23 protein-coding genes, 1 other RNA gene and 1 pseudogene are annotated in these 25,958 nt (G+C 63.3%); 15 read left to right on the top strand and 10 right to left on the bottom strand.

The window, feature by feature from the left end; all coding sequences use genetic code 11:
- Positions 1-49: 49 nt before the first annotated feature.
- Positions 50-1,330, bottom strand: coding sequence for a GGDEF domain-containing protein (locus tag M1D43_RS02310; RefSeq protein ID WP_153313403.1), 1,281 nt, complete (start codon positions 1,328-1,330; stop codon positions 50-52).
- 122 nt (positions 1,331-1,452) lie between these two features.
- On the opposite strand from M1D43_RS02310, the gene M1D43_RS02315 reads away from it, so the two are divergent.
- Positions 1,453-2,163 carry a phosphoribosyltransferase gene (locus tag M1D43_RS02315; RefSeq protein ID WP_153313404.1) on the top strand — a complete coding sequence of 237 codons (711 nt, stop codon included), beginning with the start codon at positions 1,453-1,455 and terminating at the stop codon, positions 2,161-2,163.
- 36 nt (positions 2,164-2,199) lie between these two features.
- Complete coding sequence (locus tag M1D43_RS02320) at positions 2,200-2,661, top strand: GNAT family N-acetyltransferase (RefSeq protein WP_153313405.1); 462 nt, start codon at positions 2,200-2,202, stop codon at positions 2,659-2,661.
- Positions 2,662-2,710: 49 nt separating this feature from the next.
- Here M1D43_RS02320 and M1D43_RS02325 read toward each other — a convergent pair whose 3' ends face one another.
- The 3 genes from M1D43_RS02325 to M1D43_RS02335 all read right to left on the bottom strand — a co-directional run bounded on the left by M1D43_RS02325 (position 2,711) and on the right by M1D43_RS02335 (position 6,658).
- The gene (locus M1D43_RS02325) at positions 2,711-5,284 is read right to left on the bottom strand and encodes an ATP-dependent helicase (protein ID WP_153313406.1); all 2,574 of its coding nucleotides are present in this window, start codon (positions 5,282-5,284) and stop codon (positions 2,711-2,713) included.
- 125 nt (positions 5,285-5,409) lie between these two features.
- Complete coding sequence (locus M1D43_RS02330) at positions 5,410-5,820, bottom strand: carboxymuconolactone decarboxylase family protein (protein WP_127638901.1); 411 nt, start codon at positions 5,818-5,820, stop codon at positions 5,410-5,412.
- 16 nt (positions 5,821-5,836) lie between these two features.
- Positions 5,837-6,658: a cyclase family protein gene (locus tag M1D43_RS02335; protein ID WP_003534956.1), complete on the bottom strand. Its 822-nt coding sequence runs from the start codon at positions 6,656-6,658 to the stop codon at positions 5,837-5,839.
- Positions 6,659-6,961: 303 nt separating this feature from the next.
- On the opposite strand from M1D43_RS02335, the gene M1D43_RS02340 reads away from it, so the two are divergent.
- Positions 6,962-8,158 carry an efflux RND transporter periplasmic adaptor subunit gene (locus M1D43_RS02340; RefSeq protein WP_003534955.1) on the top strand — a complete coding sequence of 399 codons (1,197 nt, stop codon included), beginning with the start codon at positions 6,962-6,964 and terminating at the stop codon, positions 8,156-8,158.
- Entirely contained in the window at positions 8,155-11,289 is a 3,135-nt protein-coding gene (locus M1D43_RS02345; protein ID WP_153313407.1) for an efflux RND transporter permease subunit, read from the top strand. The genes M1D43_RS02340 and M1D43_RS02345 overlap by 4 nt, the downstream gene beginning before the upstream one ends.
- A gap of 57 nt (positions 11,290-11,346) precedes the next feature.
- Here the strand turns inward: M1D43_RS02345 and M1D43_RS02350 are convergent, their stop codons facing one another.
- Positions 11,347-11,781, bottom strand: coding sequence for an anthrone oxygenase family protein (locus M1D43_RS02350; protein WP_003534951.1), 435 nt, complete (start codon positions 11,779-11,781; stop codon positions 11,347-11,349).
- A 557-nt stretch (positions 11,782-12,338) separates the two neighbouring features.
- On the opposite strand from M1D43_RS02350, the gene M1D43_RS02355 reads away from it, so the two are divergent.
- Together M1D43_RS02355 and M1D43_RS02360 are read left to right on the top strand one after the other, a co-directional pair.
- Positions 12,339-13,745 (top strand): FAD-binding oxidoreductase, encoded by a 1,407-nt coding sequence (locus M1D43_RS02355; protein WP_127597285.1) that lies wholly within the window; start codon positions 12,339-12,341, stop codon positions 13,743-13,745.
- Between the two features lie 100 nt (positions 13,746-13,845).
- The gene (locus M1D43_RS02360; protein WP_234889458.1) at positions 13,846-17,550 is read left to right on the top strand and encodes an AsmA family protein; all 3,705 of its coding nucleotides are present in this window, start codon (positions 13,846-13,848) and stop codon (positions 17,548-17,550) included.
- A 642-nt stretch (positions 17,551-18,192) separates the two neighbouring features.
- On the opposite strand, the gene M1D43_RS02365 is transcribed toward M1D43_RS02360, so the two are convergent.
- The 4 genes from M1D43_RS02365 to ssrA form a co-directional block, all read right to left on the bottom strand.
- A complete protein-coding gene (locus tag M1D43_RS02365) occupies positions 18,193-18,435 on the bottom strand; it encodes a ribbon-helix-helix domain-containing protein (protein WP_003534945.1) in 243 nt (80 codons plus the stop codon).
- A gap of 82 nt (positions 18,436-18,517) precedes the next feature.
- Entirely contained in the window at positions 18,518-18,733 is a 216-nt protein-coding gene (locus M1D43_RS02370) for a DUF4169 family protein (RefSeq protein ID WP_003534943.1), read from the bottom strand.
- Between the two features lie 21 nt (positions 18,734-18,754).
- The gene (locus M1D43_RS02375; protein WP_003534941.1) at positions 18,755-19,270 is read right to left on the bottom strand and encodes an SspB family protein; all 516 of its coding nucleotides are present in this window, start codon (positions 19,268-19,270) and stop codon (positions 18,755-18,757) included.
- A gap of 203 nt (positions 19,271-19,473) precedes the next feature.
- Positions 19,474-19,832: a transfer-messenger RNA gene (gene ssrA / locus M1D43_RS02380) on the bottom strand.
- 149 nt (positions 19,833-19,981) lie between these two features.
- On the opposite strand from ssrA, the gene M1D43_RS02385 reads away from it, so the two are divergent.
- Positions 19,982-20,290 (top strand): DUF2853 family protein, encoded by a 309-nt coding sequence (locus M1D43_RS02385; protein WP_003534939.1) that lies wholly within the window; start codon positions 19,982-19,984, stop codon positions 20,288-20,290.
- A gap of 115 nt (positions 20,291-20,405) precedes the next feature.
- Here M1D43_RS02385 and M1D43_RS02390 read toward each other — a convergent pair whose 3' ends face one another.
- Positions 20,406-20,852 (bottom strand): DUF2267 domain-containing protein, encoded by a 447-nt coding sequence (locus M1D43_RS02390; RefSeq protein ID WP_003534938.1) that lies wholly within the window; start codon positions 20,850-20,852, stop codon positions 20,406-20,408.
- Between the two features lie 282 nt (positions 20,853-21,134).
- Between M1D43_RS02390 and M1D43_RS02395 the strand changes: the two genes are divergently transcribed.
- The 8 genes and pseudogenes from M1D43_RS02395 (at position 21,135) to hflC (ending at position 25,956) form a co-directional block, all read left to right on the top strand.
- Positions 21,135-21,341: a hypothetical protein gene (locus M1D43_RS02395; RefSeq protein ID WP_153313926.1), complete on the top strand. Its 207-nt coding sequence runs from the start codon at positions 21,135-21,137 to the stop codon at positions 21,339-21,341.
- A 10-nt stretch (positions 21,342-21,351) separates the two neighbouring features.
- A complete protein-coding gene (locus M1D43_RS02400; protein WP_003534934.1) occupies positions 21,352-21,594 on the top strand; it encodes a hypothetical protein in 243 nt (80 codons plus the stop codon).
- Positions 21,595-21,646: 52 nt separating this feature from the next.
- Positions 21,647-21,865 carry a hypothetical protein gene (locus M1D43_RS02405; RefSeq protein WP_003534932.1) on the top strand — a complete coding sequence of 73 codons (219 nt, stop codon included), beginning with the start codon at positions 21,647-21,649 and terminating at the stop codon, positions 21,863-21,865.
- Positions 21,866-22,018: 153 nt separating this feature from the next.
- On the top strand, positions 22,019-22,813 hold the full coding sequence (locus tag M1D43_RS02410; protein ID WP_028010102.1) for a thymidylate synthase: 795 nt from the start codon (positions 22,019-22,021) through the stop codon (positions 22,811-22,813).
- Positions 22,814-22,909: 96 nt separating this feature from the next.
- Positions 22,910-23,188 (top strand): annotated as a pseudogene (locus M1D43_RS02415) (glutathione S-transferase C-terminal domain-containing protein); the annotation flags it as partial.
- A 13-nt stretch (positions 23,189-23,201) separates the two neighbouring features.
- Positions 23,202-23,744 carry a dihydrofolate reductase gene (locus M1D43_RS02420; RefSeq protein ID WP_080662674.1) on the top strand — a complete coding sequence of 181 codons (543 nt, stop codon included), beginning with the start codon at positions 23,202-23,204 and terminating at the stop codon, positions 23,742-23,744.
- Positions 23,745-23,938: 194 nt separating this feature from the next.
- Entirely contained in the window at positions 23,939-25,027 is a 1,089-nt protein-coding gene (gene hflK / locus M1D43_RS02425) for an FtsH protease activity modulator HflK (RefSeq protein WP_003534926.1), read from the top strand.
- Positions 25,024-25,956, top strand: a complete 933-nt coding sequence (gene hflC / locus M1D43_RS02430) for a protease modulator HflC (RefSeq protein WP_003534924.1) — start codon at positions 25,024-25,026, stop codon at positions 25,954-25,956. The genes hflK and hflC overlap by 4 nt, the downstream gene beginning before the upstream one ends.
- Positions 25,957-25,958: the final 2 nt, after the last annotated feature.

Here is a 25,958-nt window from a genome sequence, read left to right on the forward strand (position 1 = left end):
AGCACCGGCCGCCAGACCCGTCGATATGCAGGATCCATCGTGCGAGAAGTCACGCCGAGTGGCGCAGTTCCGACCGGGCAGCACGGGCTTCGCGCAATTGCGCGGCGGCTGCCGCAAGGGCGCGGGCGCTGGCGTCGATGCGGCGATCCCTTGCTACCGAGCAACGGTCGCGACCATCCGCCTTTGAGTCGTAGAGAGCAAGGTCGGCGCGTATCATCACGTCGGTAATCGTCTCGCCCGCAATGGCGGCGGCGATCCCGATGCTCACGGTCAGACGGATGCGCTGATGCGAGCGGCCGGCCGGCGTCTCACGCACCACGCGGCAGATATCCTCCGCAAGCGCCCTTGCCTGCTCTTCCGTGTGGTCCGGCAGGACGATGCCGAATTCCTCGCCACCGATCCGTCCGAGGACGCCCCGTCCGGCGAGGAAAGCCGAGACGGTATCGGCAAAATGCGCGAGCGCCATGTCGCCGCAGGCGTGCCCATACTGATCGTTGATTTGTTTGAAGAAATCGAGGTCGAGCAGCAGGAAGGCAGCCGGCTCCTGGCGTGCCACGCACTCGGCGAAGATCCGCTCGCCCTCTTCCATGAGCGTCCCGCGTGACAGCGCACCGGTCAAGCCGTCGCGTGCGATCATGGCCCTCAACCCGGCGATGACCCGGGCCTGCATCGTGAGGATCATGGCCAGGAAGAGGAGGGGAAGGCACAGCACCCGCATGGTGACGAGCAGGAAATCGAACAGGCTCGAAGCGGGCGAGCCCGGCGGTCCCGGCAAGACGTGCGCCGATGGGCCGAGGGCATGGGCAAGGGCGGTGAAAACCACGGCGGCGGAGCCGACGACAACGACCTGGATCGCCGGCTTTTCGCCCGGCCAGCGGTCGGCTGCGGCCAGACCAAGGACGAGAAGTAGAGCTGCGACAACGCCCGCAACGACGATCATGCCGGCGGCCGGGCTGTCGTGGCCGCCGAGAGCGATGATGAAGCCGAGCACGCCGCTCGAGAACGCGAGCACCAGACAAAGCGAGGCCGGAATCGACAATGCGAGGAACCGGCGGAGGCCCTGGAGGACGAAGAAGAGGGCAACGGCGAGACCCGCATAGCCGAACATTGCGGCGACCGGCGCCTGCAACGCCGCCGCAACCGTCAAGGCGCCTGCCGACGCTGCCGAGAGCGCGCAACTGGCGGAGAACTCCCGAACACCGGCAACCGGCCGCAGAGAAAGGAGAACGGGTAGCATGGCAAGAAGTGCGATGACCGGTATGGCGGAGAGAAAGCTCATTTCGAAACGGCCTGTCGTGCTAAAATAAAGTGCGGCTTGCGTTTCAGCCATTATGCGAGGCCATTGGTAACGATGGCGCATTAACGAAAGCTGGCGAAATTCGCTGCAATTTGAGCGATCACTCTCTCCATAGTTGTGGCGATCGGTCGCAGAGCTTTTCAGGGAGCGGTGTCATGGCCCAGGAAGGCATATCCTTTGCAGACATACCCTTTGCAGACAGGGCCGATGCGGGTCGAAGGCTTGCTCGCGTCATCGAAGCGCATCTCACCGAGAAAGCGGACTTCGCCGACCCGCTCGTGATGGCATTGCCGCGCGGCGGCGTACCGGTCGCCTTCGAGGTGGCAAGAACTCTCGGCGCGTCCCTCGAGCTCCTCATCGTTCGCAAGATCGGCGCACCGGGGCATCCCGAATTCGGTCTCGGAGCGCTGGTCGACAGCGACGAACCGCAAGTCGTGCTCAATGCCGAGGCAATGCGTATCGTGAATCCTTCCGAGAAGTACGTCCAGGCGGAGACCGAGCGGCAAAGGCTCGAACTCGCGCGACGCCGCGTCCTCTATCTGGGCGACCAGGCGCGAATTTCTCCAAGCGGTCGCAATGTCATCATTGTCGACGACGGCATTGCCACGGGCGGAACGGCCAAAGCTGCGGCGAAAGCCCTGCGGCAGGCAGGTGCCGCGGCACTGATGCTCGCCGTGCCGGTCGCCCCGAAGAGCGCGATCGCAAGCCTGGGGGACGACGTGGACCGGCTCGTCTGTCTCGCCAGCCCCACCCCTTTCCATGCCGTCAGCATCTATTACGACGATTTCGAGCAGACCACGGATGCCGAGGTGATCGCGCTGTTGAGGCAGGCGAGGGGCGGTGACACAGGCTTCGGGCAAAGATAGTTGTAATGCGCCTGAACTTGCGAACGAGGATTGAGAATGTCCGACTATCTTGCCATACGCCCGGTAACGCGCCTCGACTATGAGCAGTGGCTGCCGCTTTGGGACGGCTACAACGCCTTTTACGGCCGAGCCGGCGAAACCGCGCTCCATCCCGACATCACCCGGATGACCTGGTCCCGCTTCTTCGATGCCTATGAGCCGATGCATGCGCTGGTCGCCGAAAGCGAGGGGCGGCTCATCGGACTGACGCACTACATTTTTCACCGCAGCACGACGTCGATCCAGCCGAATTGCTATCTGCAGGACCTTTTCACCGATGAGGCCGCCCGCGGCAAGGGAGTCGGCCGGGCGCTCATCAACGGAGTCTACGAAGCGGCGAAACGCGTGGGGTCGCCGCGTGTCTATTGGCTGACCCACGAGACCAACGACACGGCGATGCAGCTCTACGACAAGGTGGCCGAGAAGTCGGGCTTCGTTATGTACCGAAAGATGTTTTGAGGCCGACAAGGTAGAGCGGAAAACCGCTGCACGGTTTTCCCGGAAGTGCTCACACCCGTTCTACGAACCCATCCAGCACGCGCTTCTGCCCGGCGCGGTCGAAATCGATCGTCAGCTTGTTGCCCTCGATCGCCGCGATGTTGCCGTTGCCGAACTTGATGTGGAAGACCCGGTCGCCGACATTGAAGCGGGAGGGCTCGGCGCTCGTCGACTTGGCGACGAGCTCGCCTTCGATGGTGCGGGTGCGGGGGCCCGATTCGCCGTAACCGATGCGTTCGATGGCGTGGCCGGAGCGGGTGCCCCAATTGTCTCGGGTGGCCTCCGACCGGTGCTGCTGGGCGCGTTTCCAGCCGGGCGTCTGGTAATTGTTCTCGAAGGGATCGGCCTTGTCGAAGCGCGACTGGCCGTAACCGCCGCGACCGTAACCGCCATAGGAGACCTCCTGTTCGGCCACTTCCACATGAGCGATCGGCAACTCGTCGAGGAAGCGCGAGGGAAGCGTCGATTGCCAGAGGCCGTGGATGCGGCGGTTCGAAACGAACCAGATATGACAGCGGCGCTTGGCCCGGGTGATGCCGACATAGGCGAGGCGGCGCTCCTCCTCCAGACCTGCGCGGCCGCCCTCATCCAGGGCGCGCTGATGCGGGAAGAGCCCTTCCTCCCACCCCGGCAGGAAGACGGTGTCGAATTCCAGCCCCTTGGCCGAATGCAGCGTCATGATGGAGACGGCGTCCATATTCTCGTTCTGCTCGGCGTCCATCACCAGCGCGACGTGCTCGAGAAAGCCGCGCATGGACTCGAAGGCTTCCATCGAACGAATGAGCTCCTTCAGGTTTTCGAGGCGCCCGGGCGCTTCCGCCGATTTGTCGGCCTGCCACATGGCGGTATAGCCGCTCTCGTCGAGGATCTGCTCTGCAAGTTCGGTGTGCGGCGTCGTTTCGAGCAATGTCTGCCAGCGGTGGAAATCGGCGACGACGTCGAAGAGGCCCTTGCGAGCCTTCGGCTTCAATTCGTCCGTCTCGACGATGTCGCTTGCCGCGGCCAGCATCGGGATGTCGCGGGCCCGGGCATAGTCGTGCAGGGTTCGGACGGTCGTCTCGCCGAGGCCGCGCTTCGGCGTGTTGACGATCCGCTCGAAGGCGAGGTCGTCGGCGGGCTGGCAGACGAGGCGGAAATAGGCCATGGCATCGCGGATTTCGAGCCGCTCATAGAAGCGAGGGCCGCCGATGACGCGATAGTTGAGGCCGAGCGTGACGAAGCGGTCTTCGAATTCGCGCATCTGGAAAGAGGCGCGCACGAGGATCGATATGTCGTTCAGATTGTGCTTCTTGCGCTGGAGCTGCTCGATCTCTTCGCCGATCGCGCGAGCCTCCTCCTCGGAGTCCCAGGCGGCATGAACATGCACCTTCTCGTCGTCGGGATTCGTGCGCTCGGTAAAGAGCGTCTTGCCGAGCCGGCCCTCGTTATGGGCAATCAGATGCGCCGCCGCGCCGAGGATATGCTCGGTCGAGCGGTAGTTGCGCTCCAGCTTGATGACCTTGGCGCCGGGGAAATCCTTCTCGAAGCGGAGAATGTTGTCCACCTCGGCGCCGCGCCAGCCGTAGATCGACTGGTCGTCGTCGCCGACGCAGCAGATGTTGACGGTGGGTTGCCCCTCACCCCGGCCCTCTCCCCGTTCTGACGGGGAGAGGGGGGATTGCGAACGCGCCGCTTGTCCCTTCTCCCCGTCGGACGGGGAGAAGGTGGCCGGCAGGCCGGATGAGGGGCGATTTCGCGACGCTTGCGTCTGCTGGGCCAGCAGCCTCAGCCACATATATTGCGCCGTGTTGGTGTCCTGGTACTCGTCGACGAGGATGTAACGGAACTTGGCGTGATACTCCTTCAGCACGTCCGGATTGGCGCGGAACATGCGGATCGGATGCAGCAGCAGGTCGCCGAAATCGCAGGCATTCAGGGTCAGCAGCCGGTTCTGGTAGGCGGCATAGAGCTCGCGGCCCTTGCCGTTGGCAAAGGCGCGGGCATCGCCTTCCGGGATTTGCGACGGGTCCAGGCCCTTGTTCTTCCAGGTGTCGATCATGCCGGCGAACTGCTTGGCCGGCCAGCGCTTGTCGTCGAGGCCCTCCGCCTGGATGAGCTGCTTGATGAGGCGAACGACGTCGTCGGTGTCGAGGATGGTGAAGTCGGACCGCAGGCCCACCAGCTCGGCATGGCGGCGGAGGAGCTTGACCCCGATCGAGTGGAAGGTGCCGAGCCAGGGCATGCCTTCGACGGCGTGGCCGACGAGCACGCCGATGCGCTCCTTCATTTCCCGCGCCGCCTTGTTGGTGAAGGTGACGGCGAGGATCTGCGAGGGATAGGCGCGGCCGGTCGAAAGGATATGGGCGATCCGCGTCGTCAGAACGCGCGTCTTGCCGGTGCCGGCGCCGGCGAGCACGAGTACCGGACCTTCCAGCGCCTCGACTGCCTCCCGTTGCTCCGGATTGAGCCCGGAGACATAGTCCGGTCGCTGGGCCTTGTCGCGGGCGGCCATGGCGCGCGCGGCGATGCCGCCGCCGGCGGCCGCGGGTTTCCGCGGCGCGGGCTCCTCGTCGAAAAAGGGAATATCGTCAAAACCTTTGGTCATGCGGCCCAATGTAGTGATTCGGGACCGAAAGGCCAGAAAGGATGTTCTTCTTTTATTCCGGAACCTTCGCCCACCCGGGCATGCCTGTGGAAAGACTGGTGTTTTCAGGCCGGCATGCCGAGTTTTTATGTTCTGCCGGACGCGTCGAACACCGGATCGACCGGCACCTGCAGGGCCGTCGCGAGCTGGTTGGTCTTGGCGGCAAGCGAAATGACGCGCAGGAGATCCGCGTGCTCGGCGTCCGTCATTCCCTTGGCCCTGGCGGCGGCGGTATGGGAATGAATGCAGTAGCCGCAGCCATTGGTCACGGAAACGGCGATATAGAGCATCTCCTTCACCAGTGGGTCGAGCGGCGAAGGCGTCGCCATCACCGCCTTGACCTCCGCCCAGGTCCGCTCCAGCAGGCCGGGGTCGAAGGCGAGCCAGAGCCACATATTGTTGATGAAGTCCGATTTCCGGGTCGCGCGGATGTCGTCGAAGACGGCCTTGACGCGTGGGTCGGATTCGGGACCGGATGGCGGCGCAACAGTGCTCATGCTTGCTCCATGCGTTTCAAACGAGAGCGAAGACGCGGGCCGGGCCGCCGGTGCCGCCGCGGTGCTTGGGCGCGCCGAGGACCAGCGTCGCGCCCTTCGCCGGCAGCTTGTCGAGATTGGCGGCCGCCTCGAGCCCCCAGCGGCCTTCCGGCAGCCAGGCGTAGTGGGCGGCGAAATCGGGTGAGATGCCGTGGTCGAGCGAGAGCGTATCGACGGCAATGCCGGCTGCCCTCGTGTCCTCGATCAGGAACTTGGCTGCTTCGACGTGAAAGCCGGGGAAATGCATCTTTCCAGCCGTGTCGGCATTGCGGAACTTGTCGCTGCCGAGATGATCCGACCAGCCCGACAGCATGGCGACGCAGGCGTTCTCGGGAATGTCCCCGTTGGCGGCGATCCACGCTTTGATGTCGTCCGGCGTCAGCTGCGCATCCGGATCGGCGGCCGCCTTCTCGCGGATGTCGACGACGCAGAGCGGCACGATCAGCTTGTCGAGGGGCAGCTCCGCCACCGAAAGGCCGTCGGCGGAGAAGTGCAGCGGCGCGTCGACATGAGTACCGGTGTGCTCGTTCACCCGAAGTTCGAACAGGTTGAACTTGTGTTCGGCATATTTGAACTTCTGCTCCCGGAAGAATTGCTGCTGGCCGAAGAAGGTCGGAAACTCCTCATGAAGTTCATGGGTGAGATCGGTGACGCTGCCGTGGCCGGCGGCAAGCGCCGGAGGTACGATTCCCATGCCGGCGGCGGCAATGCCTGCCGTACCGACCGCGGCCGCACGGAGCAAACCGCGCCGCGACACCATCCGCTGCTTGACCGATTCGATGACGCATGCATCGCACATTGCCGTCTCCCTTCGTGTCGAGAGCCGGCCCGAAACAGCCGCCGGCGACGAACAGAATAACCGAGCCACGCAAGCTGTAAACATGCCGCCGCCTCACCGCCGGCGTGTGCGTTTCAGGACGGGCGCAAGCGCCATCATGCCGCCACCAAAATCGCTTTTGTTACAATTGCGTAATGATGCCATTCCGAGATTGCCCGGACGTCTGCAAACAACGATAATCAGCGCAAATCGGAACGTTCCATCGGGTGCGCGCCTCGTTGGAGCGCGCTTTTCTTTTGGAGAGCTTTTCTTTTGGAGACATGAATGCGCTTTTGGAATCAGCTCGCGATCAGCGTCGTCGTCCTCGCCGTCGGGGGCGCCGCGTGGGTGCGTCTTGCGCCCGGAGCGGGTGAGACCTTGGCCGCGATCGGGGTTTCGCAACCGTTGATCGATGCCTTGTCGGGACCGCAGGGCGGCGAAGGGGCAAGGGGCGGTTCGGGCGATAGCGAGCGCGGGCAGGGTCGACGAAGCGGCTTCGCGGAAGCACCCCTGGTCGTCGTCAAGCCGGCCGAGCGCGCCGTCGTCAACGACAGGCTGAACGCGATCGGCAACGGCGAAGCGATCCGCTCGGTTACCGTGACGCCGACCGCAACGGGAAATCTCACCGAAATACTGGTGAAGTCGGGCGACAGGATCACGGAAGGCCAGGTCATCGCGCGCCTCGACAGCGACGACCAGATGATCGCTGCCGAGCAGGCGCGGCTGACGCGCGACAGTGCCCGGGAGAAGGTCGAGCGCTACCGCAATCTCAGCACCGCGCGCGCAGTGACCGTCGTCGAGGTGCGTGACTCCGAAATCGCGCTGCAGGCGGCCGAACTGGCGCTGAAAACGGCCGAGCTCGACCTGAAGCGTCGCGATATCGTGGCGCCCTCCAAGGGGGTGGTCGGGATCATCACCGTCAATATAGGAGATTACGTCACGACCTCGACGCCGATTGCCGTCGTGGACGACCGGTCGCAGATCCTTGTCGATTTCTGGGTGCCCGAGCGCTTCGCCGGCAAGATCTCCGTCGATCAGCCGGTGACCGCGAGCGCGATCGCACAGCCGGGACGCGCGCTTCAGGGCGTCGTTCACGCGATAGACAACCGCCTCGACCCGGAGAGCCGGACGCTCCGGGTCCGGGCGCGACTCGAGAATCCGGATGACATGCTGCGCGCCGGCATGTCCTTCTCCGTCACCGTGGCATTCGACGGCGACCGATATCCCACCGTCGACCCGCTGGCCATCCAGTGGAGCTCCGAAGGCTCCTTTATCTGGCGGGTCAAAGGCGACAAAAGCGAGCGCGTGCCGATCAAGATCATCCAGCGCAATCCCGACAAGGTGCTTGTCGATGCGGAACTCGCCGAGGGCGACCGCGTCGTGACCGAGGGCGTGCAGCGGCTTCGCGACGGCGGCGTGGTGCGCATCGCCGGCGAGCCTGCGGCCGAGGCCGAGCAGAAGGTCGCGGGAGACGCGCAATGAATATCGGTATGGGAGGCCATCAACCGGGTGGAGGGCAGGGCGGAAAGACGGGTTTCACCGCGCTTTTCATCCGCCGGCCGATCTTCGCCCTGGTCGTCAACACATTGATCGTCGTGGCTGGTCTTGCCGCCTGGAATGGCGTCGAGATCCGCGAACTGCCGCAGGTCGACCAGCCGGTGGTCTCGGTCACGACCGAGTTCGACGGCGCCTCGCCGGAGACGATCGACCGTGAAGTGACCTCGGTCATCGAAGGTGCCGTCTCGCGCGTGCAGGGCATCAAGGGCATTTCGTCGTCCTCTTCGTTCGGGCGCAGCCGGGTCACGCTCGAATTCTCCGACACGACCGATATCGGCCAGGCAGCCAACGACGTTCGCGATGCGCTCGGCCGGATCACCGGCCAATTGCCTGATGATGCCGACGAGCCGCGCATCGTGAAGGCGGATTCCGACAGCCAGCCGATCATGCGCCTGGCATTGACCTCCGACACGATGAGCATGGACGACATGACGCTGCTCGTCGAGAACGAGATCAGCGACCGGCTGGCGGCGGTCGAAGGCGTTGCCGACGTCACCGTCTACGGCGACCAGGAGAAGATTTTCCGTATCGACCTCAACCAGGCGAAGCTCGCCGGACGCGGCGTCACCGTGGCCAATCTTCGCGAGGCGCTTTCCGACGCCTCCTACGATGTGCCTGCAGGCTCGCTGACGAGCGCAAGTCAGGACATTTCCGTTCGGGCGACGGCCGATCTTCAGACGCCCGAGCAATTCGAAAACCTCATGCTCGGCAACAATGTCCGGCTTCGCGACGTGGCGACCGTGACCCTCGGCCCGGATACGGGCACCTCGGCGCTGCGCTCCAACGGCCGCGAGGGTATCGGCCTCGGCATCATCCGTCAGGCCCAGTCGAACACGGTCGATATTTCCGAAGGCGTGCGCAGCGTTGTGAACGCGATCTCCTCGGATATCCTCCCGACGGGAACCGAGCTCAAGATCACCAGCGACGACGCGGTGTTCATCAACGGCGCCATCCACGAGGTGGAGATCGCACTCTTCGTCGCCGTTTTCATCGTCACCCTCGTCATCTACCTGTTCCTGCTCGACTGGCGCGCGACGCTCATCCCGACCATCACCATGCCGATCGCGCTGATCGGAACGGTGGCCGCGATCTATCTTGCGGGCTTCTCGATCAACATCCTGACGCTTCTGGCGATCGTGCTTGCGACCGGGCTCGTCGTCGATGACGCGATCGTGGTGCTCGAAAATATCGTGCGGCGCCGGGCGGAGGGCCTCGGTCCGCGCGCCGCCGCCGTGCACGGTACGCTCGAGGTCTTCTTCGCCGTGCTCGCGACTACGGCGACGCTGGCGGCCGTATTCGTTCCTCTCTCCTTCCTGCCGGGGCAGACCGGGGGCCTCTTCCGTGAATTCGGCTTCGTGCTCGCCTTCTCGATCCTCCTGTCGTCCTTCGTCTCGCTGACGCTCTGTCCGATGCTCGCCTCGCGCATGCTGACGAAAGAGCCGCATGAGCATGACGGGGTGATGCAGCGCTTCGGACGGCGCGCTTCCGCCTTCTACCGCGTGACGCTTCGCGCCTGCCTCAATGCGCCGCTCATCGTCTTCGCGGTGGCCGCTTTCTTTACCGCCGCCGGCGCTCTGGGCTTCCTGACGCTCAAGTCGGAGCTGACGCCTAACGAGGACCGTTCGCAGGTCATGCTGCGGATCAACGCGCCGCAGGGCGTCTCGCTGGAATACACGCAGGCACAGCTACGCCGCATCGAAGAGGGCCTGCAGCCGCTGCTCAAATCCGGCGAGATCAGCAATGTGTTCTCGATTTCAGGCCAGGGCGGCTCGGCCAATAGCGGCTTCATGGTCCTGACGCTTGCCCCGTGGGAAGAGCGCGAGCGCACGCAGGGCCAGATCGTCGCCGACATCAACAGGGCGACCTCGAAGATCCCGTCGGTTCGCGCCTTCACCATCCAGGCGAACAGCCTCGGTATCCGGGGTGCCGGCAGCGGCCTTCAGGTCGCGCTTGTCGGCAACGATTATACGAAGCTGGGCGACGCGGCGGCGAAGCTCGTCAGGGCAATGGAGGATACCGGCCGTTTCGAGAATGTGAGGCTCAACTACGAGGCCAATCAGGCGCAATTGTCGGTGACGATCGACCGCGAGCGCGCCTCCGACCTCGGCGTGGACATAGGTGGCCTCTCCTGGGCGCTGCAGGCGATGCTCGACGGCAGCAGCGTCGTCGACATCTTCGTGGAAGGAGAAGCCTATCCGGTCAAGCTGCTCTCTTCCACCGAGCCGCTCAACGACCCGACGGACCTGCAGAACATCTTCGTCAAGGCCGGCGACGGCCGCATCGTGCCGATGTCGTCGATCGCAACGGTCGAGGAGAAGGCAGTGGCGCCGCAGCTTTCCCGCGAGTCGCAACTGCGCGCCGTTTCGCTCTCGGCGGGGCTGAAATCCGATCTCGCACTCGGCGAGGCGCTGTCGATGGTCGAAGAGATGGCCGAACCCCTTCTGCCGCCGGGATCGCGGGTCATGCCGCTTGCCGAGGCCGCGACACTGGACGAGAACGCCAACGGCCTGTTCGTTACCTTCGGCTTCGCGCTCGTCATCATCTTCCTGGTGCTTGCGGCGCAATTCGAAAGCTTCGTGAGCGGCCTCATCATCATGTCGACCGTGCCGCTCGGTCTCGCCTGCGCCGTCTTCGCAATGATCGTGACCGGCAACACGCTGAACATCTACAGTCAGATAGGGCTCGTCATGCTTGTCGGCATCATGGCCAAGAACGGCATCCTGATCGTAGAGTTCGCCAACCAGCTCCGCGACCGGGGGCAGGACGTCCGCAGTGCCATCGAGAATGCCGCCAATATCCGTCTCAGACCGGTGATGATGACCATGATCGCGACCGTCGTGGGCGCGGTACCGCTGGTGCTGGCAAGCGGTGCCGGCGCCGAAGCGCGCATCGCGCTCGGCTGGGTCCTCGTCGGCGGGTTGGGCCTGGCGGTGGTCGTGACGCTCTACCTGACGCCGGTCGCCTATCTGGTCATTGCCCGCTTTACCAAGCCGCATGCCGACGAGGAGCGGAAGCTGCAGGAGGAGATGAACGCGGCCGAGGTGCTCAAGATCTGAGATGAGCGAGATCTGGCGCGCAGTGGCAGGTGGCGCGGTGCGATTGCCGCGAGATCGTCAGAAGCCGCCTGCTGCGGCAGCGAGATAGATGACGGTGGCGAGCGCACCGAGGGCGCTGCGGCCGGCATGGAGCTTGCCCCAGCGCTCGATGAGTTCGCGGGTCTCCGCATTCGCCTGATCCGGACGGGTCGTCTCCAGGCGCTGATTGACGGGCATGATGACGAACAGCGTATAGGGCCAGTTGAGTATGATGACGGCCGCTCCCAAGCCCCAGAGCGCATCGCCCGACTGCCACCATGCCACAGCGCCGAGAAGGCAGGAAACGATCGCGAGAGGAGCCTGCATCTCGAAGCCGCGCCGATAGGCGGGCACCCATTCCCGGAGCGCTGCGCCTCCGTCCAGGGCAAGCCTGGCAGGCTGTTCAGCCACATTGATGTAAATGGCGGCGCCGAAGAAAATCGACGCGGTGATCAAAGCAAGCAGCCCGAACATGCGACGTTCTCCCTTTCCGGACATAATACCCTATAGGCCTGCAAACAAAAGACGCATTCGCTGCAGCGCCGGTGCAGTTGGCCGGACTTGTGACAAGCCGGTATCACCGGCGGTAATTTTTTGACGCGAGGGCACTCCAAACCGGTGAACTTCTGGACAAAGTGATTCCGATTTGCACAGTAGCCCGTTGAAATGTAAGCGCTTCCGGCCGGCCGGCTGGCTACAGCGCCGCGCGTCTTATCAGACGCGCAAAGGTCGCTGTAGCACTTTGATCTGCTGCATGTTTTTGTCCTTTAATCGGATACGATTAAAGGAAACATGCAGTAGGACGCGTCCGGATAAGGACGGTGTCGATCTTCGAAGCCGTCCAAAGCGCCCGAGACGGATTTGCGAAAGCGGAGGCGGGAGAGTGAGCTCTCGCGTATTTTCCTTGTCGCGCCGGACCGGTGCCCTTAATTCGAGTGCGGATTAGGGATAGATTATGCGGGCGCTCAAGACGAAAGAGCGCTCTTCCGGGTGCCGCGAAGGCGCATCGGGAGATGAGAAGGAGAATTTTCGTGGCGTTGAACGCAATCCGGGCAGGGGCGAGAAACGAGAACGGTATCGCGGCGGCCAAAACACACCTCGCCACACGCTTCGGCGATCGATTCCAGACCGGTGAAGCCATCCGGGCCCAGCACGCCAACACGACGACCTACATTCCCGCGCAGCTCCCCGATGCCGTGGTTTTCCCCGAAAGTGCCGCCGAGGTGCGCGAGATCGTGGAGATCGCATGTGAACACCGCGTGCCGCTCATCCCCTTCGGAACGGGCTCCTCGCTTGAAGGTCACGTCAACGCGCCCCACGGCGGCATCTCCGTCGACATGATGCGGATGAACCGCGTGCTCGCGGTCAACGCCGAAGACCTGGACTGCACGGTGGAGCCGGGCGTGACGCGGGAGGAACTCAACAGCTACCTGCGCGACACCGGTCTCTTCTTCCCGATCGATCCGGGCGCGAACGCCTCGATCGGCGGCATGGCGTCGACGCGTGCATCGGGCACCAATGCGGTGCGCTACGGCACGATGAAGGAAAACGTGCTCGCCGTCACGGCCGTCGTCGCCGGCGGGCGCGAAATCAGGACGGCCCATCGGGCGCGCAAGTCGTCGGCCGGCTACGACCTGACGCGCCTCTTCGTCGGCGCGGAAGGCACCCTCGGCATCGTCACCTCGATCACGCTGCGCCTGCAGGGCATACCGGAGGTGATCTCCGGCGGCGTCTGCCCGTTTCCGACGATTGCCGACGCCTGCAATGCCGTGATCCTGACGATCCAGTCCGGCATCCCGGTGGCGCGCATAGAACTCCTGGACGCGTTGCAGATGAAGGCGTGCAATGCCTATTCGGGCCTGACCTACCAGGAAACGCCCACCCTTTTCGTCGAATTCCACGGCAACGGGGAGAGCGTCGAGCTGCAGTCCCGCCAATTCGCCGAAATAGCGTCGGAATTCGGTTCTACGGGTTTCATCTGGACGACCAATCCGGAAGAGCGGGCACGGCTCTGGAAGGCACGGCACAACGCCTATTGGGCGCAGAAGAGCCTCATGCCCGGGCGCGCCATTCTCTCCACCGACGTCTGCGTGCCGATTTCGCGCCTTGCCGACTGCGTCGCGGCGACGCATGAAGACATTGCTGCGCATGGCTTGGTCGCGCCGATCGTCGGGCACGCCGGCGATGGAAATTTTCATGTGGGGTTGCTCTTCGACGACAAGGATGCGGCTGATGTGGCGCAGGCGGAGGCTTTCGTCGAGCGGCTGAATGCGCGGGCGCTGTCCATGGACGGCACCTGTACGGGCGAACATGGGATCGGGCAGGGCAAGATGCCGTTTCTTGCGGCCGAACTCGGTGATGCGCTGGATCTGATGCGGCAGATCAAACGCTCTCTCGATCCCGACAACATCTTCAATCCGGGCAAGATCTTTGCCTGAGACTTGCAAAACCGGCTCAAAGCCGCAATGCAGGGGGCGAACGAACTGACGGGAATGTGACACGGTGCTGGCGCGAATTCTGGTTACCCTCGGAGGACTGTTGGTTGTCGCGCTCTTTGCCGCGCTGATCGCACCCCTGTTTATCGACTGGACCAGCTTCCGTAACGATTTCGAGCGGGAGGCAAGCCGTATCATGGGCAAGCCCGTGGTGGTCCACGGCAGCGTCGATGCGCGTCTCATTCCCTTTCCTACGGTCACGCTCAAGGACGTCCGCGTCGGAGCGAGCGACGGCGGCGCACCGCTGATTCAGGTCGCGCAGTTTTCGATGAGCGCGGAGCTTGCGCCCTTCCTGAGCGGCGAGGCGCTGATATTCGACATGCGGCTCGACCGGCCGAAGGCGCGGCTCCGGCTCCAGCCCGATGGCACGCTGGATTGGGCACGCGGGTCGCGCGCCGCGATCCCCGCCCATACGGTCATCCTGGAGAAGGTGGAGATCGCCGACGGCGAGATCGAGTTCGTGGATGAGCAGACGGGGCGCACGCGCCGGGTCAGTGACCTCTCCGCCGACCTCTCGGCCCGCACGCTCGCCGGACCTTGGAGGGTCGAGGGCCGTGCGACGCTCGACGGGGAGGCGGGAAGCTTCTCGTTGTCGAGCAACACCGTCGACGAAACGGGCGCCTTGAGCCTGCGGGCGCGGCTGGTGCCGGACGAACGGCCCTTCGGCGTGGAGCTCGACGGCGATCTGAAGATCGTCGATTTCAGACCGGTTTATGCCGGGCGCTTCACGCTCACGGAGAACCGGCCCGCCAGCGAGGTCAAGGCGGACGGCGCCCTTCGCATCAACGGCGAGTTCCAACTCACCAACGAAAGCATCCGCGTACCGGAATACCACTTCGAGATCGGGCCGCCCGACGATCCCTATATCGTCACCGGCGAGGCAACGCTCGACACCGGCAAGGACCAGAGATTCCTGCTGATCGCCGACGGCCAGCAGATCGATGTCAGCCGCATCGGCAATTCCGGCAGCAGCGGCAAGACCGGGCGCGACCCGGCCATTTCGCTCCGCCAGCGGATCGACGCAATGCTGGCGATCGCCGCCGATATCCCTATTCCGCAGGTGCCGGGACGGGCCAGTCTGAAACTTCCGGCGATCGTGATCGGCGACACGACGGTGCGCGACGTCCGCCTTGACGTCCGGCCCGACGGCGCCGGCTGGATCGTCGACAATGCGGTCGCACTCCTGCCCGGCCGCACGCAATTGGAAGCCAAGGGCCGGCTGAACCTCAAGGAGCAGCGCTCCTTTCGCGGGGACCTCGTCATCGCCTCGAACCAGCCATCGGGATTTGCCAATTGGCTGGCGGGATCGGTCGATCCGGCGATACGCACGCTGAAAACGGCCGGGTTTTCGGCGACGGTCAATCTGACCGACACTCTGCAGCAGTTTGAAAACCTTGAAGTGGCGGCAGGTCCGGCCACGTTGCGCGGCAGGATCGAGCGCCAGTCCTTCGCCGAGCAGCCGCCCGCGCTGTCGTTGCAGTTGAAAGGCAACCGCATAGATCTGGAGGCGCTTCAGGCCCTTGCCGGCCTTGTCGCGGGCGACGCCTCCACCGGGACGTTGCTGCAGCACGCCATCGCCGCCGATCTTTCCGCCGAGACATTCTCCGCTTTCGGTGAGGAAGCGCATGACGTCCAGGCGGTGCTCACCTTCAAGAACGGCCAACTGCAGGCGGAGCGCGTGGCGATCGGCGCTCTTTCCGGCGCACAGCTTGCCTTCTCCGGCCGCATGAGCGGCGGGCTTGAAAAACCGGTCGTGTCGGCGAAGATGAAACTCGCCGCGCAGGAGCTTACGCCCTTCCTCGAAATGATCGGACGGCATAGCGCGGCCCATCCGGCGCTCGCACGGCTGATCGAGGCCGGACCCTATTACTCCGACGCTGCTTTCGATGTAACACTGACGGCCGGCAACAAGGAGGGTAACGCGCCCTTCACCTTCGGCGTGATCGGGACCGCCAACGGAGGCAAGATAGCCGCCAGCTATCAGGCGCCCGATCTCGCCCAGGCGCTCGCCGGCCAGGGCATGCTGCTGGAGGCGACGCTCGAGAATCCGCAGACATCCGTTCTCCTGGGGCAGGCCGGATTGGACCCGCTGCCCTTCGAAGCGGACGCAAACGGCATTCTTGCCATAAAGCTGCAGAGCACGGACGGCTCGAAGACCAATGGCTCGCTGACCTTCACCACCGAGCGGACGTCGCTTGCGGCGAACGGTGTCTTCGATCTTGCGCGCGCGCACTATCTCGAAGGACAGGGGAAGCTCACGCTGAAATCCGAGGACCTGGAGCCCTATCTGCTGTTGCAGGGCATCGGGCTGCCCCAAATGGGCAGCGGTTTGCCGGTGACGGCCTCGGCTGAGTTTGCAACCGACCCCGAAAAAATCTCGATCACCGCAATAGAGGGCAAAGCCGACCAGAATGGCTTTGCCGGCGCGCTTTCGATCGACCGCAAGGTCCCTGGCAAGGCCGAAGGGGAGCTTGCGATCGACGCCCTCGATCTCGCCTGGCTCGGCGAAGGCGTTCTAGGGCAGGTCCACGACACAAGTACCGGGGGACTGGCGCTGGCACCGGTCGTAAAACCGGCATGGACCGGACTCGATGTGGCGCTCAACGTAAGTGCGAAGCGATTCTGGCCAGGCGTCTACGGCCCGGTGACCGGCCTTGCCGGGAAGCTGCAATGGAAGGGCGATGAACTCGCACTCAGCGACGCGACGGGAGACTGGCTGGGGGGCAAGCTCGCGGGGCGGCTGCAATTCGGCAATGCCAATGGCTCCGGCTACCTGCGCTCGAAGTTCGATCTCACGGGTGCCGACATTGCCGAAACGGGTTGGGTGCGGGCGACTGGCCCGGTGGCGACCGGCCGCTTCGATCTTGCGGTGGCGATGGAGGCTGCGGGCGCAACGCCGCAGGCAATGGTGCATTCGCTCAGCGGATCGGGAACGGCGAGCTTCAACGGGCTTACCCTCAACGGCATCAATACGGCGGCGCTGCCGCAACTGATGGCGGCCGCGGACGCCATGAAGACTGATATCTCGCCCGATGCGATCCGCAAGGCTGCAGAGAACCTGCTCTTCACCGGCCAGTCGGTCGTCGGCGCTGTGAAGGTGCCCTTCGGCATAGCAGGCGGAACCGTCAGGGCGCAGAACGTCACCGCGGGCGATGGCAACGCCGCCTTCAGCGGGGAGGCCGCTTTCGACTTGCCGGCAGGGCGAATGAACGGAGCGATCGAACTGACGTTCCGTCCGGGCGAGGAGGCGCTTGCGGGAGCAGAGCCGCGCGTCCGGTTCGGCTATGCCGGGCTGCTTGCATCGCCCGGTGTGACGGTCGACGTCACGGAGCTTTCGAACTTCCTGTCGCTCAGAGCCTTCGAGCGTGAGCGCAGGCGTGTCGAGACACTACAGGCGAATGTGCTCGAAAAGCAACGTTTGCGCCGCGAGGTCTCGCTTTATCGGGCGCGCGCGGCGGAGCGTGAGCAGCAGCGATTGCGGACGATCGCCGAAGAGCGCCGCCGTCAGGCAGCGGCGGCGGAAGCGGCGCGGATGCGGGCGGAGGCGGAAGCACGAGCCGCCGCCGAACGCCGCGCGGAGGAGGAGGAGCGGCTGAGAATGCGGCAGCTGCCGCCGCGCAGCATCGGTCGCCAGCAGACGCCCGTCGCTCCGCCGGAGGATGGCGGCACCCGACAGGGGCAGAATGCGGGCCCGCCGGCAGGTCATGGCCTGAATTTCGATATGCTTCCCGACATTACTGTGCAGTAGCAGAGCAGTGGCGGCACCCGCCCCTCATCCCGCTGCCGCGACCTTCTCCCCGCAGGCGGCTACGGCATGCACATATCTCTTGCGCGCCGGTGCGGCGGATACTGCTGATGAAAGGGATCCCTCGGGAACCCAACCGGCTCAACCCCGCTCGGTCGGGGTTGCCCCTCAACCGGCTGCCGCCACCTTCGCCCCGCAGGCGGGGAGAAGGGATATGCCGCGCCCGCTCGCTCCCTCAGGCGGACGGTGAATGCGGGGTTCAGTCGGCGCCGCTTGTCCCTTCTCCCCGCCTGCGGGGAGAAGGTGCCGGCAGGCGGATGAGGGGCGGGTGACCGCTAGTCCAATGCCAATGTTAGCGCATATGGGTTTGATCCCAAGGACCCATCCGCAAGCCTCGCCACTGCTGGATACAGATGCCGCCACTCCGGAGTAAGTCCGCGAAGGGCTGGACAACAAGAGATATGTGCATGCCGTAGCCGCAGGCGGGGAGAAGGGATATGCCGCCCTCTCTACAGCGCCGCGCGTCTTATCAGACGCGCAAAGGTCGCTGTAGCACTTTGATCTGCTGCATGTTTTTGTCCTTTAATCGGATACGATTAAAGGAAACATGCAGAAGTCGCCGACGATCCAACGGCCTGCGGAGAGCTATGCCCCGCCTTTCGCATCGGCGCGTGCCTTGACCCAGGCGAGCACATAGACCCGTAAGGCCGACGACAGATTTCCATCCTGGCCGCGACCGTCGTCGATCTCGGCGATGAGCCGCGCGAGCGGCATGTCGCGGTCCCTGGCGATCGATTTCAATTCCAGCCAGAAGGGTTCTTCGAGAGTGAAGCTGGTGCGGTGTCCGTGCAACGTGGCCGAATGCTTGATGACCTTCCCCTTACTCATAAGCGGATTCAAGCGGCTGCCAATTTGATTCGGGAAACTGCCGCAAGTCCTTGAGTGGGAATCGCTTTTGCGGCGGCGGTCGTCACGGCTTCTCCCGGTCGACTGAAGTCTCGCCGCCCGCTTGATCGAGCCTGCCCTGATCAAGCTTCTTCGCTGCCTTTTCGTTCAAGGCCTTGGTCAGGGTTTTCTCGGCCTTGCTGCGGCCGAAGGTGACGCGATTCTGCTCGGCCTGCTTTTCCTGTTCAGTCCGAGCCTGGCGTTTGCGGAACTGACGCAGATTGATCACGTCGCCGGCCATGGTCCGCGCCTCCTGGCGTCGTCAGTTTTTCTTGCGGAAGGAATCGAGCGAGACGACGGAAGCGCCGCCGCCCTTCGGGCCGTCAGGCTTTTCCGTGCTGTCGTCAGTTGCGGTTTCGGTGGCTTCGTCGAGGGGATAAGCGGTTATTTCCGCCGAATCGGCTGCTTCCTCCTCGCCGGCCGCCACGTCGAACTCCAGTTCGAAGTTGACCGAGGGATCATAGAAGCCGCGAATCGCATTGTACGGGATCACAAGCTTTTCCGGTGTGTCCGAGAACGAAAGGCCGATTTCGAAGCCGGTCTCGGTAACCTTCAGATCCCAGAACTGGTGCTGGACGACGATCGTCATCTGTTCCGGATACTTGGCCTTGAGATGTTGCGAGATCCGGACACCGGGCGCACCGGTCAGGAACGTAATGAAGAAGTGGTGATCGCCGGGCAGATGGCCCGTGGCGGAAACTTCGGCCAACACCTTGCGAATGACGCCGCGAAGCGCGTCCTGCGCCAGAATGTCGTAGCGAATATGGTCCTGGCCCATTTGGTCCCCGTTCTCTTCAAGTCACTTGATGCATGATTCCTACGACCGGAACTCCATTCAGGAAATCATGCAGCGATTCAAGGTGCTACGGCCAAACCTGCGCCTTGACTATGTCGGCGCCGTGGCCTGCTCCTTCATTGCCCGTCTGTTTATGACGAGTCAATTATTGAGGCATCTATAGACCATTTCACGACGGGGGAGAAGGTGAAGGCTTCTGTTGCCAGGTGCCTTCGGACCCCGCCTTACGGTGCTACCCGGAAGGACTTGATTTGAAGTGTCGCACCGCCGTTAGGCAGCGAGACGTGCTTCAGCATAGTTGTCGTTTGCAACTATAAGTTTAGCCCGATAACGGTGGTACAATGCCGAGCAAAAAGTCGATCTTTACGCCCTTGTCGATCCTATTTCGCCCCCATCAAAAGCCGGTCTGCACAGGCCGGTTTTTGGTGGAGGCGCCGGGTACCGCCCCCGGGTCCAATGGGTTTATTGCATCGCCCGTTTATTGCCATAGCCGCCCGAAGACGGCACTCGTCATATAGGTCTTTCCGACGCCCAAGAAAAGGGCTTCTCGAGGGAAATGACGGATTTATGTCGGTCTCGCCAACTCCGCACGAAATGCTTGACTTACACGAGCGGCGTGAAAAACTCCGCCTGCTGCACGCGGTTCGCGAGAAGGGCGGCAGCTTTTGAGAGCAAGTGCAAAGTGGAGGCTTCATGACTGATTATCTTGCGGACGTGCAGAAGTATGACAGCAGCGCCGACGAAGCAGTTGTCAACAAGATCGTGCGCCATCTCGGTATCGCCCTTCGCAATAAGGATTCCGCCCTCGTTTCGGCCTCGGATCCAAAGGAACTGGAGCGCGTCAGGGAAAAATGGTGCGAGAAGAAACTCGGCGTCGGCGGGTCAGATGCAGATGCCGCTATTGCCGCGACGGCCAAAGCGATGGCGGATGATCGCAGCAAGTCGCGTGTGACCTTCTATTATCTGGTCGCCAAGAATCTGGGCAAGCTCCAGACGCTCTGAACGAGGCTGGTTGGCAATGCGCTTTCCGGTCGGCGACGAGCCGGCCGGGCGCAGAGCTGCCTCGGCGGCGCCGTGACCCGGCGCCGATCGTCTTTTATTCGCCCCCTGTTTTCGGCTATTCGCGCGCGCCGACACTGTCGGGCCACAGCGACTGGATTTCCTTGGGCAAGGTGTCGCGTACCTTTGCAGTCTGGCCAAGGTCGACATGCCGTGCCAGGACCCGAAATACGCTCCTCGCCGCGTCGGCGGGATCGACCGGACGCGTATCCTTCATTCCTTCAGCGATCCGGGCGAGAAATTCGTCGAGCGAACGGGTGCCCTTGTCCGGCGGGTGGTTCGGCCGGTATTGATCGTAATAGGCGCCTCGCACGATCAGCGGAAGCTCCGCGCCGAGATGGGCCGCGATTTCCGGAGGAAGCCGGTCCCGCAGGACCCGGAGCACAACGGTCAGGATGTGCCAGGCGACTTTCCGGTCGGGTCCGTGTTGTTCCATGATTTCGCCGAGCCAGATATGGGTCGTCTGCAGTGTTTTCTCGAAGACGTCGAGACCTGTGGCGCTCATCGTCACCTCCCTTGCTTGTTGGCTGAAGCGCAACCGCATGTCTCTCTGGTGGAGCCTGTTCAGGCACGAACATGCAGAATTTCGCGTCCCGCGAAGAACGCGGCGCTGTCGATTGGCCTAACAGCCATCCGCCGCGATTGTTTCGCCGCTGCCGACAAATACTGCTCCGCCTCGTGCTGCCGAACAGGGTCGCGATGGCGGAACATTCGCGGTTCAGTGCGGTTAAACGAGGGAGTGAACCAAGGGCGCCCCGGAACAAGTCGCAGAGCAGGAGGAAGGCCGATGACATCGTCCAAACATCCGAAGACACGCCGCCCGAGCGACAAGGACCTGAAGCAGGATCCTGGGATCGGACGCACGAAGGGCATTCGCGAACCATCGGACTACGAAGCCCTGAAACGCGGCAACACCATCGAAGGAGATGTCGCGAACGACACGACCGCGCAAGGCGGCGCGAACCCGGACCAGCGCGGTCGCACCAACAAATAGGAGCAAGGCAATGGTCGGCAGAAAGACGCAAGAGCAGCAGAAGCGCGTGCTGCAGGGCCACGAGAACACGTCGAACGCGGACAAGGACTTCAATGCCGAAGCGGATCTGCACCGTTCCGACGCCTTGAGAAAGGCGCAACGGAAAGGGCAGGACTTGAGCACCGAGCATGGCGATGCCCGCGAGGCGGACGATCGCAGCATTCTGCGCGGGAAGAATCAGGAGAGCAGGCATCACAAGGGCGCCGGCGACTGACGAAGCTCGGCCGGCGGCCGGCACTTCCGAAAATCGATGAAAGGAGACTGCGATGGCTCACGCCAGCAAGAAGAACATGGGAAAGCCCGACAAGGGCAAGGGCGACGGTAGCGGTGCGCAAACCGAGCTGAAGGAAGGCGTCCTCGGCGAAAACGACGTTCTGTCGAACAGAGACAAGGCGCAGCATTCCGACTCGCGCGGCCTCGACGAGAGGGCGGTAAGGAACGAGCAGTATCAGGACCACGCCGCAAACCGACGCCCGTCGAAATGAACCGGCGGGCACGTTACCGGAGATCTTGGGCGGGTTGGCCCGACCCAAGGACGGCATGGCGATTCGAAGTGCGGGAAAACACCTTTCCACCATTGGTTCGCGCGGCGGTTCGTTCTATTTTCGCAGCTACGAACGAATCGTCGGCGGAAAAGCATGCGACAATATCTCGATCTCCTCGAACATGTGATCACAACGGGAACCGACCGGGGCGACCGTACGGGTACGGGCACGCGCTCGGTTTTCGGCTACCAGATGCGCTTCGACCTGTCGCAGGGTTTTCCGGTGCTGACCACCAAGAAGCTGCATCTGCGTTCGATCATTCACGAGCTTCTGTGGTTCCTCAGGGGCGACACGAACGTCGCCTATCTCAAGGACAACGGGGTGAGCATCTGGGACGAATGGGCGGACGAAAACGGCGAGCTCGGACCGGTCTACGGCTATCAATGGCGCTCCTGGCCGACGCCCGATGGCCGACATATCGACCAGATCGCGGCGCTGGTCGAAGGCCTGAAGACCAATCCGAATTCCCGCCGCCACATCGTTTCCGCCTGGAACCCGGCGCTTGTGGACGAAATGGCGCTCCCGCCTTGCCACTGTCTGTTCCAGTTCTACGTGGCGGACGGGAAGCTCTCCTGCCAGCTCTACCAGCGCTCGGGCGATATCTTTCTCGGCGTACCCTTCAATATCGCTTCCTACGCTCTGCTGACGATGATGGTGGCGCAGGTGACGGGGCTCGAAGCCGGCGATTTCGTTCATACGCTGGGTGACGCGCATATCTACCGCAACCACTTCGAGCAGGCGCAGCTGCAGCTGACGAGAACGCCGAAGCCGCTGCCCAAAATGGAAATAAATCCGGCGGTGAAGGATATATTTTCGTTTAGATTCGAAGACTTTGAGCTCGTCGGCTACGAAGCCGATTCACATATCAAGGCGCCGGTCGCGGTCTAGCTAAAGCACTCGGTGAAAGCCGGTTCTCGCGTTCCCGGTGGTGCTCCAATGGGAGGTTTCCATGCTGACGCTGATCCACGCGCCTTTGTCGCGCTCATCGCGCATATATCCGGAGTGACGGTGAACAATCCGGGGCTCGCGAGGCTTTACACCGAAATGTGTGCGCATGTGATCGACGCGCTTACGCGGCACACCTATCTCCTTGGCGAATCGATGAGCGCCGCCGATCTGTTGCTTGCAAGCGCATTGCAGTGGATGCGCAAGATCCTGCCGGAAAGCGACGTGATAGATCGCTATATTCGCGTCGTCACGGACCGGGCGGCGTTGGTTCGCGCGCGTGAAATCGACAGCAAGCCGAGTGGTTTTCATGACTGAGGCGGAGCAGAAGATGACGACCCGACCGAAGATCGTTTTCGTCGTCGCTGTCGCGGCGAATGGAATAATCGGCCGCGAGGGCGATCTGCCCTGGCGGCTTTCGACCGATCTCAAGCGCTTCAAGGCGCTGACGATCGGCAAGCCGGTCGTCATGGGACGGAAGACCTGGGCCTCGCTCGGGCGGCCCTTGCCCGGCAGGCCGAACATCGTCATCAGCCGCAACCCCGATTTCGAGGCTCCCGGCGCGGAGGTGGCGCCGTCGCTGGAAACGGCGCTCACGATCGCGCGGGAGCGGGCGGCCGCGGTCGGGGCCGACGAGATTTGCATCATTGGCGGCGGCGAGATCTACCGTCAGTCGATCGGCATGGCCGATGTGCTGCACGTGACCGAAGTGCAGGCGGAGGTGGATGGCGATACACGCTTCCCCTCTATCGACCCGGCGACTTTCGAGAAGGTGTTGGAGGAAGATCTTCCGCGCAGCGAGAAAGACAGTCACGCAATGCATTTCGTGACCTGGCGCCGCCGCACGCCGCCGCCGGAAGGTGCCGGAGCCTGAGCGGTCTTCGGCGCTTATCCATGCTCTTGCCTATCGCTGCGGCGCAGCGGTGAACAATTTTAACGCATTTACGGTGAACTCGGCCGTATCGCGTTGAAAGCAATGCACATGATACCTATAACGGGTTCACATCGTGACCGGCCGCAATGCCTGCGGGGCGTTCAGCGACAGAGTTTCTTGGAAGTGAGGATTTGATGCCCTGGAGCAATCAGAATGGCGGCGGCGGCGGCCCGTGGGGCGGCGGCGGCGGCAATCAGGGGCCATGGGGCCAGGGGCCCAACCGGCCGCGCGGCGGGAGAGGTGGTCCGCCGGATCTGGAAGAGATCATCCGGCGTGGCCAGGACCAGTTGAAGAACGTGGTTCCGGGAGGCTTCAACGGCGGGATCTTCGTCATCGTCGGCCTGTTGATCCTCGGCTTCGTCCTGCTGAATTCCATCTATACCGTTCAGCCGGATGAACGCGGCGTCGAGATGCGCTTCGGCAAGCCGAAGGAAGAAATCTCCATGCCGGGCCTGCACTATCACTTCTGGCCGCTCGAAACCGTCGAGATCGTCAAGGTGACGGAGCAGCAGCAGAATATCGGCGGCCGCACGGGCCAGTCGAATGCCGGCCTGATGCTCAGCGGCGATCAGAACATCGTCAACGTGCAGTTCTCGGTGCTGTTCTCGGTTACCGATCCGAAGGCCTATCTCTTCAATGTGGAGAACCCGGCCGACACGCTGCAGCAGGTGGCCGAAAGCGCAATGCGCGAGGTCGTCGGCCGCCGTCCGGCCCAGGACATCTTCCGCGACAACCGCCAGGCGATCGCCGCGGACGTGAAGAACACGATCCAGGCGACGATGGATTCTTACGGCGCCGGCATATCGGTGAATACCGTTGCGATCGAGGATGCCGCACCGCCGCGTGAAGTGGCCGATGCCTTCGACGAAGTGCAGCGCGCCGAACAGGACGAAGACCGCTTCGTCGAGGAGGCGAACCAGTACGCCAACCAGGTGCTCGGCAGGGCCCGCGGCCAGGGCGCCCAGATCCGCGAAGAGGCGGCCGCCTACAAGGACCGCGTCGTCAAGGAAGCTCAGGGTGAGGCTCAGCGCTTCATCTCGGTCTACGACGAATATTCCAAGGCCCCGGAGGTCACGCGCAAGCGGCTTTACATCGAAACGCTGCAAGGCGTTCTCGGCAAGTCCAAGAAGGTCATTCTGGACGAGAAGAACGGCCAGGGGGTGCTGCCCTATCTGCCGCTCAACGAAATCGGCAGGCCCGTTCAGTCGGGAGGAAACCAATGATCAACAATCGCAGTTCAATAATCCTGATCGTCCTCGCCGCCGTCCTGTTCGTCGTCTATTCCTCGGTCTTCGTCGTGAACGAGCGCCAGCAGGCGATCGTCGTTCGCTTCGGTCAGATCCGGGAGGTGAAGAGCGAGCCGGGTCTCTATTTCAAGCTTCCATTCGGCTTCATGGACGCCGACCGCGTCCAGTATGTCGAAGACCAGGCACTCCGTTTCGATCTCGACAATATCCGGGTGCAGGTCTCCGGCGGCAAATTCTACGAAGTGGATGCATTCGTCGTCTACAAGATCGCCGACCCCCGCCGCTTCCGACAGACGGTTTCCGGAGACCGGGAATCTGCGGAGTCGCGGCTTAGGACGCGCCTCGATGCGTCGCTGCGCAGGGTCTACGGTCTGAGGGGGTTCGAGGCGGCGCTTTCCGACGAGCGCGCATCGATGATGCGTGAGGTCCGGACGGACCTCAGCGCGGATGCCGAGTCGCTTGGCCTCAATATCGAGGACGTGCGCATCCGCCGTACGGACCTGACGCAGGAAGTTTCGCAGCAGACCTACGACCGGATGAAGGCGGAACGTCTGGCCGAAGCCGAACTGATCCGTGCCCGAGGCAACGAGGAAGGCCAGCGACGCCGCGCGATCGCCGATCGTCAAGTGGTCGAGATCGTTGCCGAAGCGCAGCGTGATTCGGAAATCCTGCGCGGTGAGGGCGAAGCGGAGCGGACCCAGATATTTGCCGACGCATTCCAGCGCGATCCGGGCTTCTTCGAGTTCTACCGGTCGATGGCTGCCTATGCGCAGTCGATCGGCAGCCCGGACACAACCATCGTGCTGTCGCCGCATTCGGAATTCTTCCGTTATTTCAACAGTGCGGACGGTGCGGATCAAACGCCACCGAGCCCGGGCCTGGCGGCGCCGACCACCGCAGATTGAGC

The organism is Ensifer sp. R1-3 (genome assembly GCF_056739175.1).

What these genes read in the sequence shown, in the direction of transcription:
- M1D43_RS02310 (WP_153313403.1), bottom strand. Translation starts at nt 1,330, where the DNA reads ATGGCTGAAACGCAAGCCGCACTTTATTTTAGCACGACAGGCCGTTTC.
- M1D43_RS02315 (WP_153313404.1), top strand. Translation starts at nt 1,453, where the DNA reads ATGGCCCAGGAAGGCATATCCTTTGCAGACATACCCTTTGCAGACAGG.
- M1D43_RS02320 (WP_153313405.1), top strand. Translation starts at nt 2,200, where the DNA reads ATGTCCGACTATCTTGCCATACGCCCGGTAACGCGCCTCGACTATGAG.
- M1D43_RS02325 (WP_153313406.1), bottom strand. Translation starts at nt 5,284, where the DNA reads ATGACCAAAGGTTTTGACGATATTCCCTTTTTCGACGAGGAGCCCGCG.
- M1D43_RS02330 (WP_127638901.1), bottom strand. Translation starts at nt 5,820, where the DNA reads ATGAGCACTGTTGCGCCGCCATCCGGTCCCGAATCCGACCCACGCGTC.
- M1D43_RS02335 (WP_003534956.1), bottom strand. Translation starts at nt 6,658, where the DNA reads ATGTGCGATGCATGCGTCATCGAATCGGTCAAGCAGCGGATGGTGTCG.
- M1D43_RS02340 (WP_003534955.1), top strand. Translation starts at nt 6,962, where the DNA reads ATGCGCTTTTGGAATCAGCTCGCGATCAGCGTCGTCGTCCTCGCCGTC.
- M1D43_RS02345 (WP_153313407.1), top strand. Translation starts at nt 8,155, where the DNA reads ATGAATATCGGTATGGGAGGCCATCAACCGGGTGGAGGGCAGGGCGGA.
- M1D43_RS02350 (WP_003534951.1), bottom strand. Translation starts at nt 11,781, where the DNA reads ATGTTCGGGCTGCTTGCTTTGATCACCGCGTCGATTTTCTTCGGCGCC.
- M1D43_RS02365 (WP_003534945.1), bottom strand. Translation starts at nt 18,435, where the DNA reads ATGAGTAAGGGGAAGGTCATCAAGCATTCGGCCACGTTGCACGGACAC.
- M1D43_RS02370 (WP_003534943.1), bottom strand. Translation starts at nt 18,733, where the DNA reads ATGGCCGGCGACGTGATCAATCTGCGTCAGTTCCGCAAACGCCAGGCT.
- M1D43_RS02375 (WP_003534941.1), bottom strand. Translation starts at nt 19,270, where the DNA reads ATGGGCCAGGACCATATTCGCTACGACATTCTGGCGCAGGACGCGCTT.
- M1D43_RS02385 (WP_003534939.1), top strand. Translation starts at nt 19,982, where the DNA reads ATGACTGATTATCTTGCGGACGTGCAGAAGTATGACAGCAGCGCCGAC.
- M1D43_RS02390 (WP_003534938.1), bottom strand. Translation starts at nt 20,852, where the DNA reads ATGAGCGCCACAGGTCTCGACGTCTTCGAGAAAACACTGCAGACGACC.
- M1D43_RS02395 (WP_153313926.1), top strand. Translation starts at nt 21,135, where the DNA reads ATGACATCGTCCAAACATCCGAAGACACGCCGCCCGAGCGACAAGGAC.
- M1D43_RS02400 (WP_003534934.1), top strand. Translation starts at nt 21,352, where the DNA reads ATGGTCGGCAGAAAGACGCAAGAGCAGCAGAAGCGCGTGCTGCAGGGC.
- M1D43_RS02405 (WP_003534932.1), top strand. Translation starts at nt 21,647, where the DNA reads ATGGCTCACGCCAGCAAGAAGAACATGGGAAAGCCCGACAAGGGCAAG.
- M1D43_RS02410 (WP_028010102.1), top strand. Translation starts at nt 22,019, where the DNA reads ATGCGACAATATCTCGATCTCCTCGAACATGTGATCACAACGGGAACC.
- M1D43_RS02420 (WP_080662674.1), top strand. Translation starts at nt 23,202, where the DNA reads ATGACGACCCGACCGAAGATCGTTTTCGTCGTCGCTGTCGCGGCGAAT.
- hflK (WP_003534926.1), top strand. Translation starts at nt 23,939, where the DNA reads ATGCCCTGGAGCAATCAGAATGGCGGCGGCGGCGGCCCGTGGGGCGGC.
- hflC (WP_003534924.1), top strand. Translation starts at nt 25,024, where the DNA reads ATGATCAACAATCGCAGTTCAATAATCCTGATCGTCCTCGCCGCCGTC.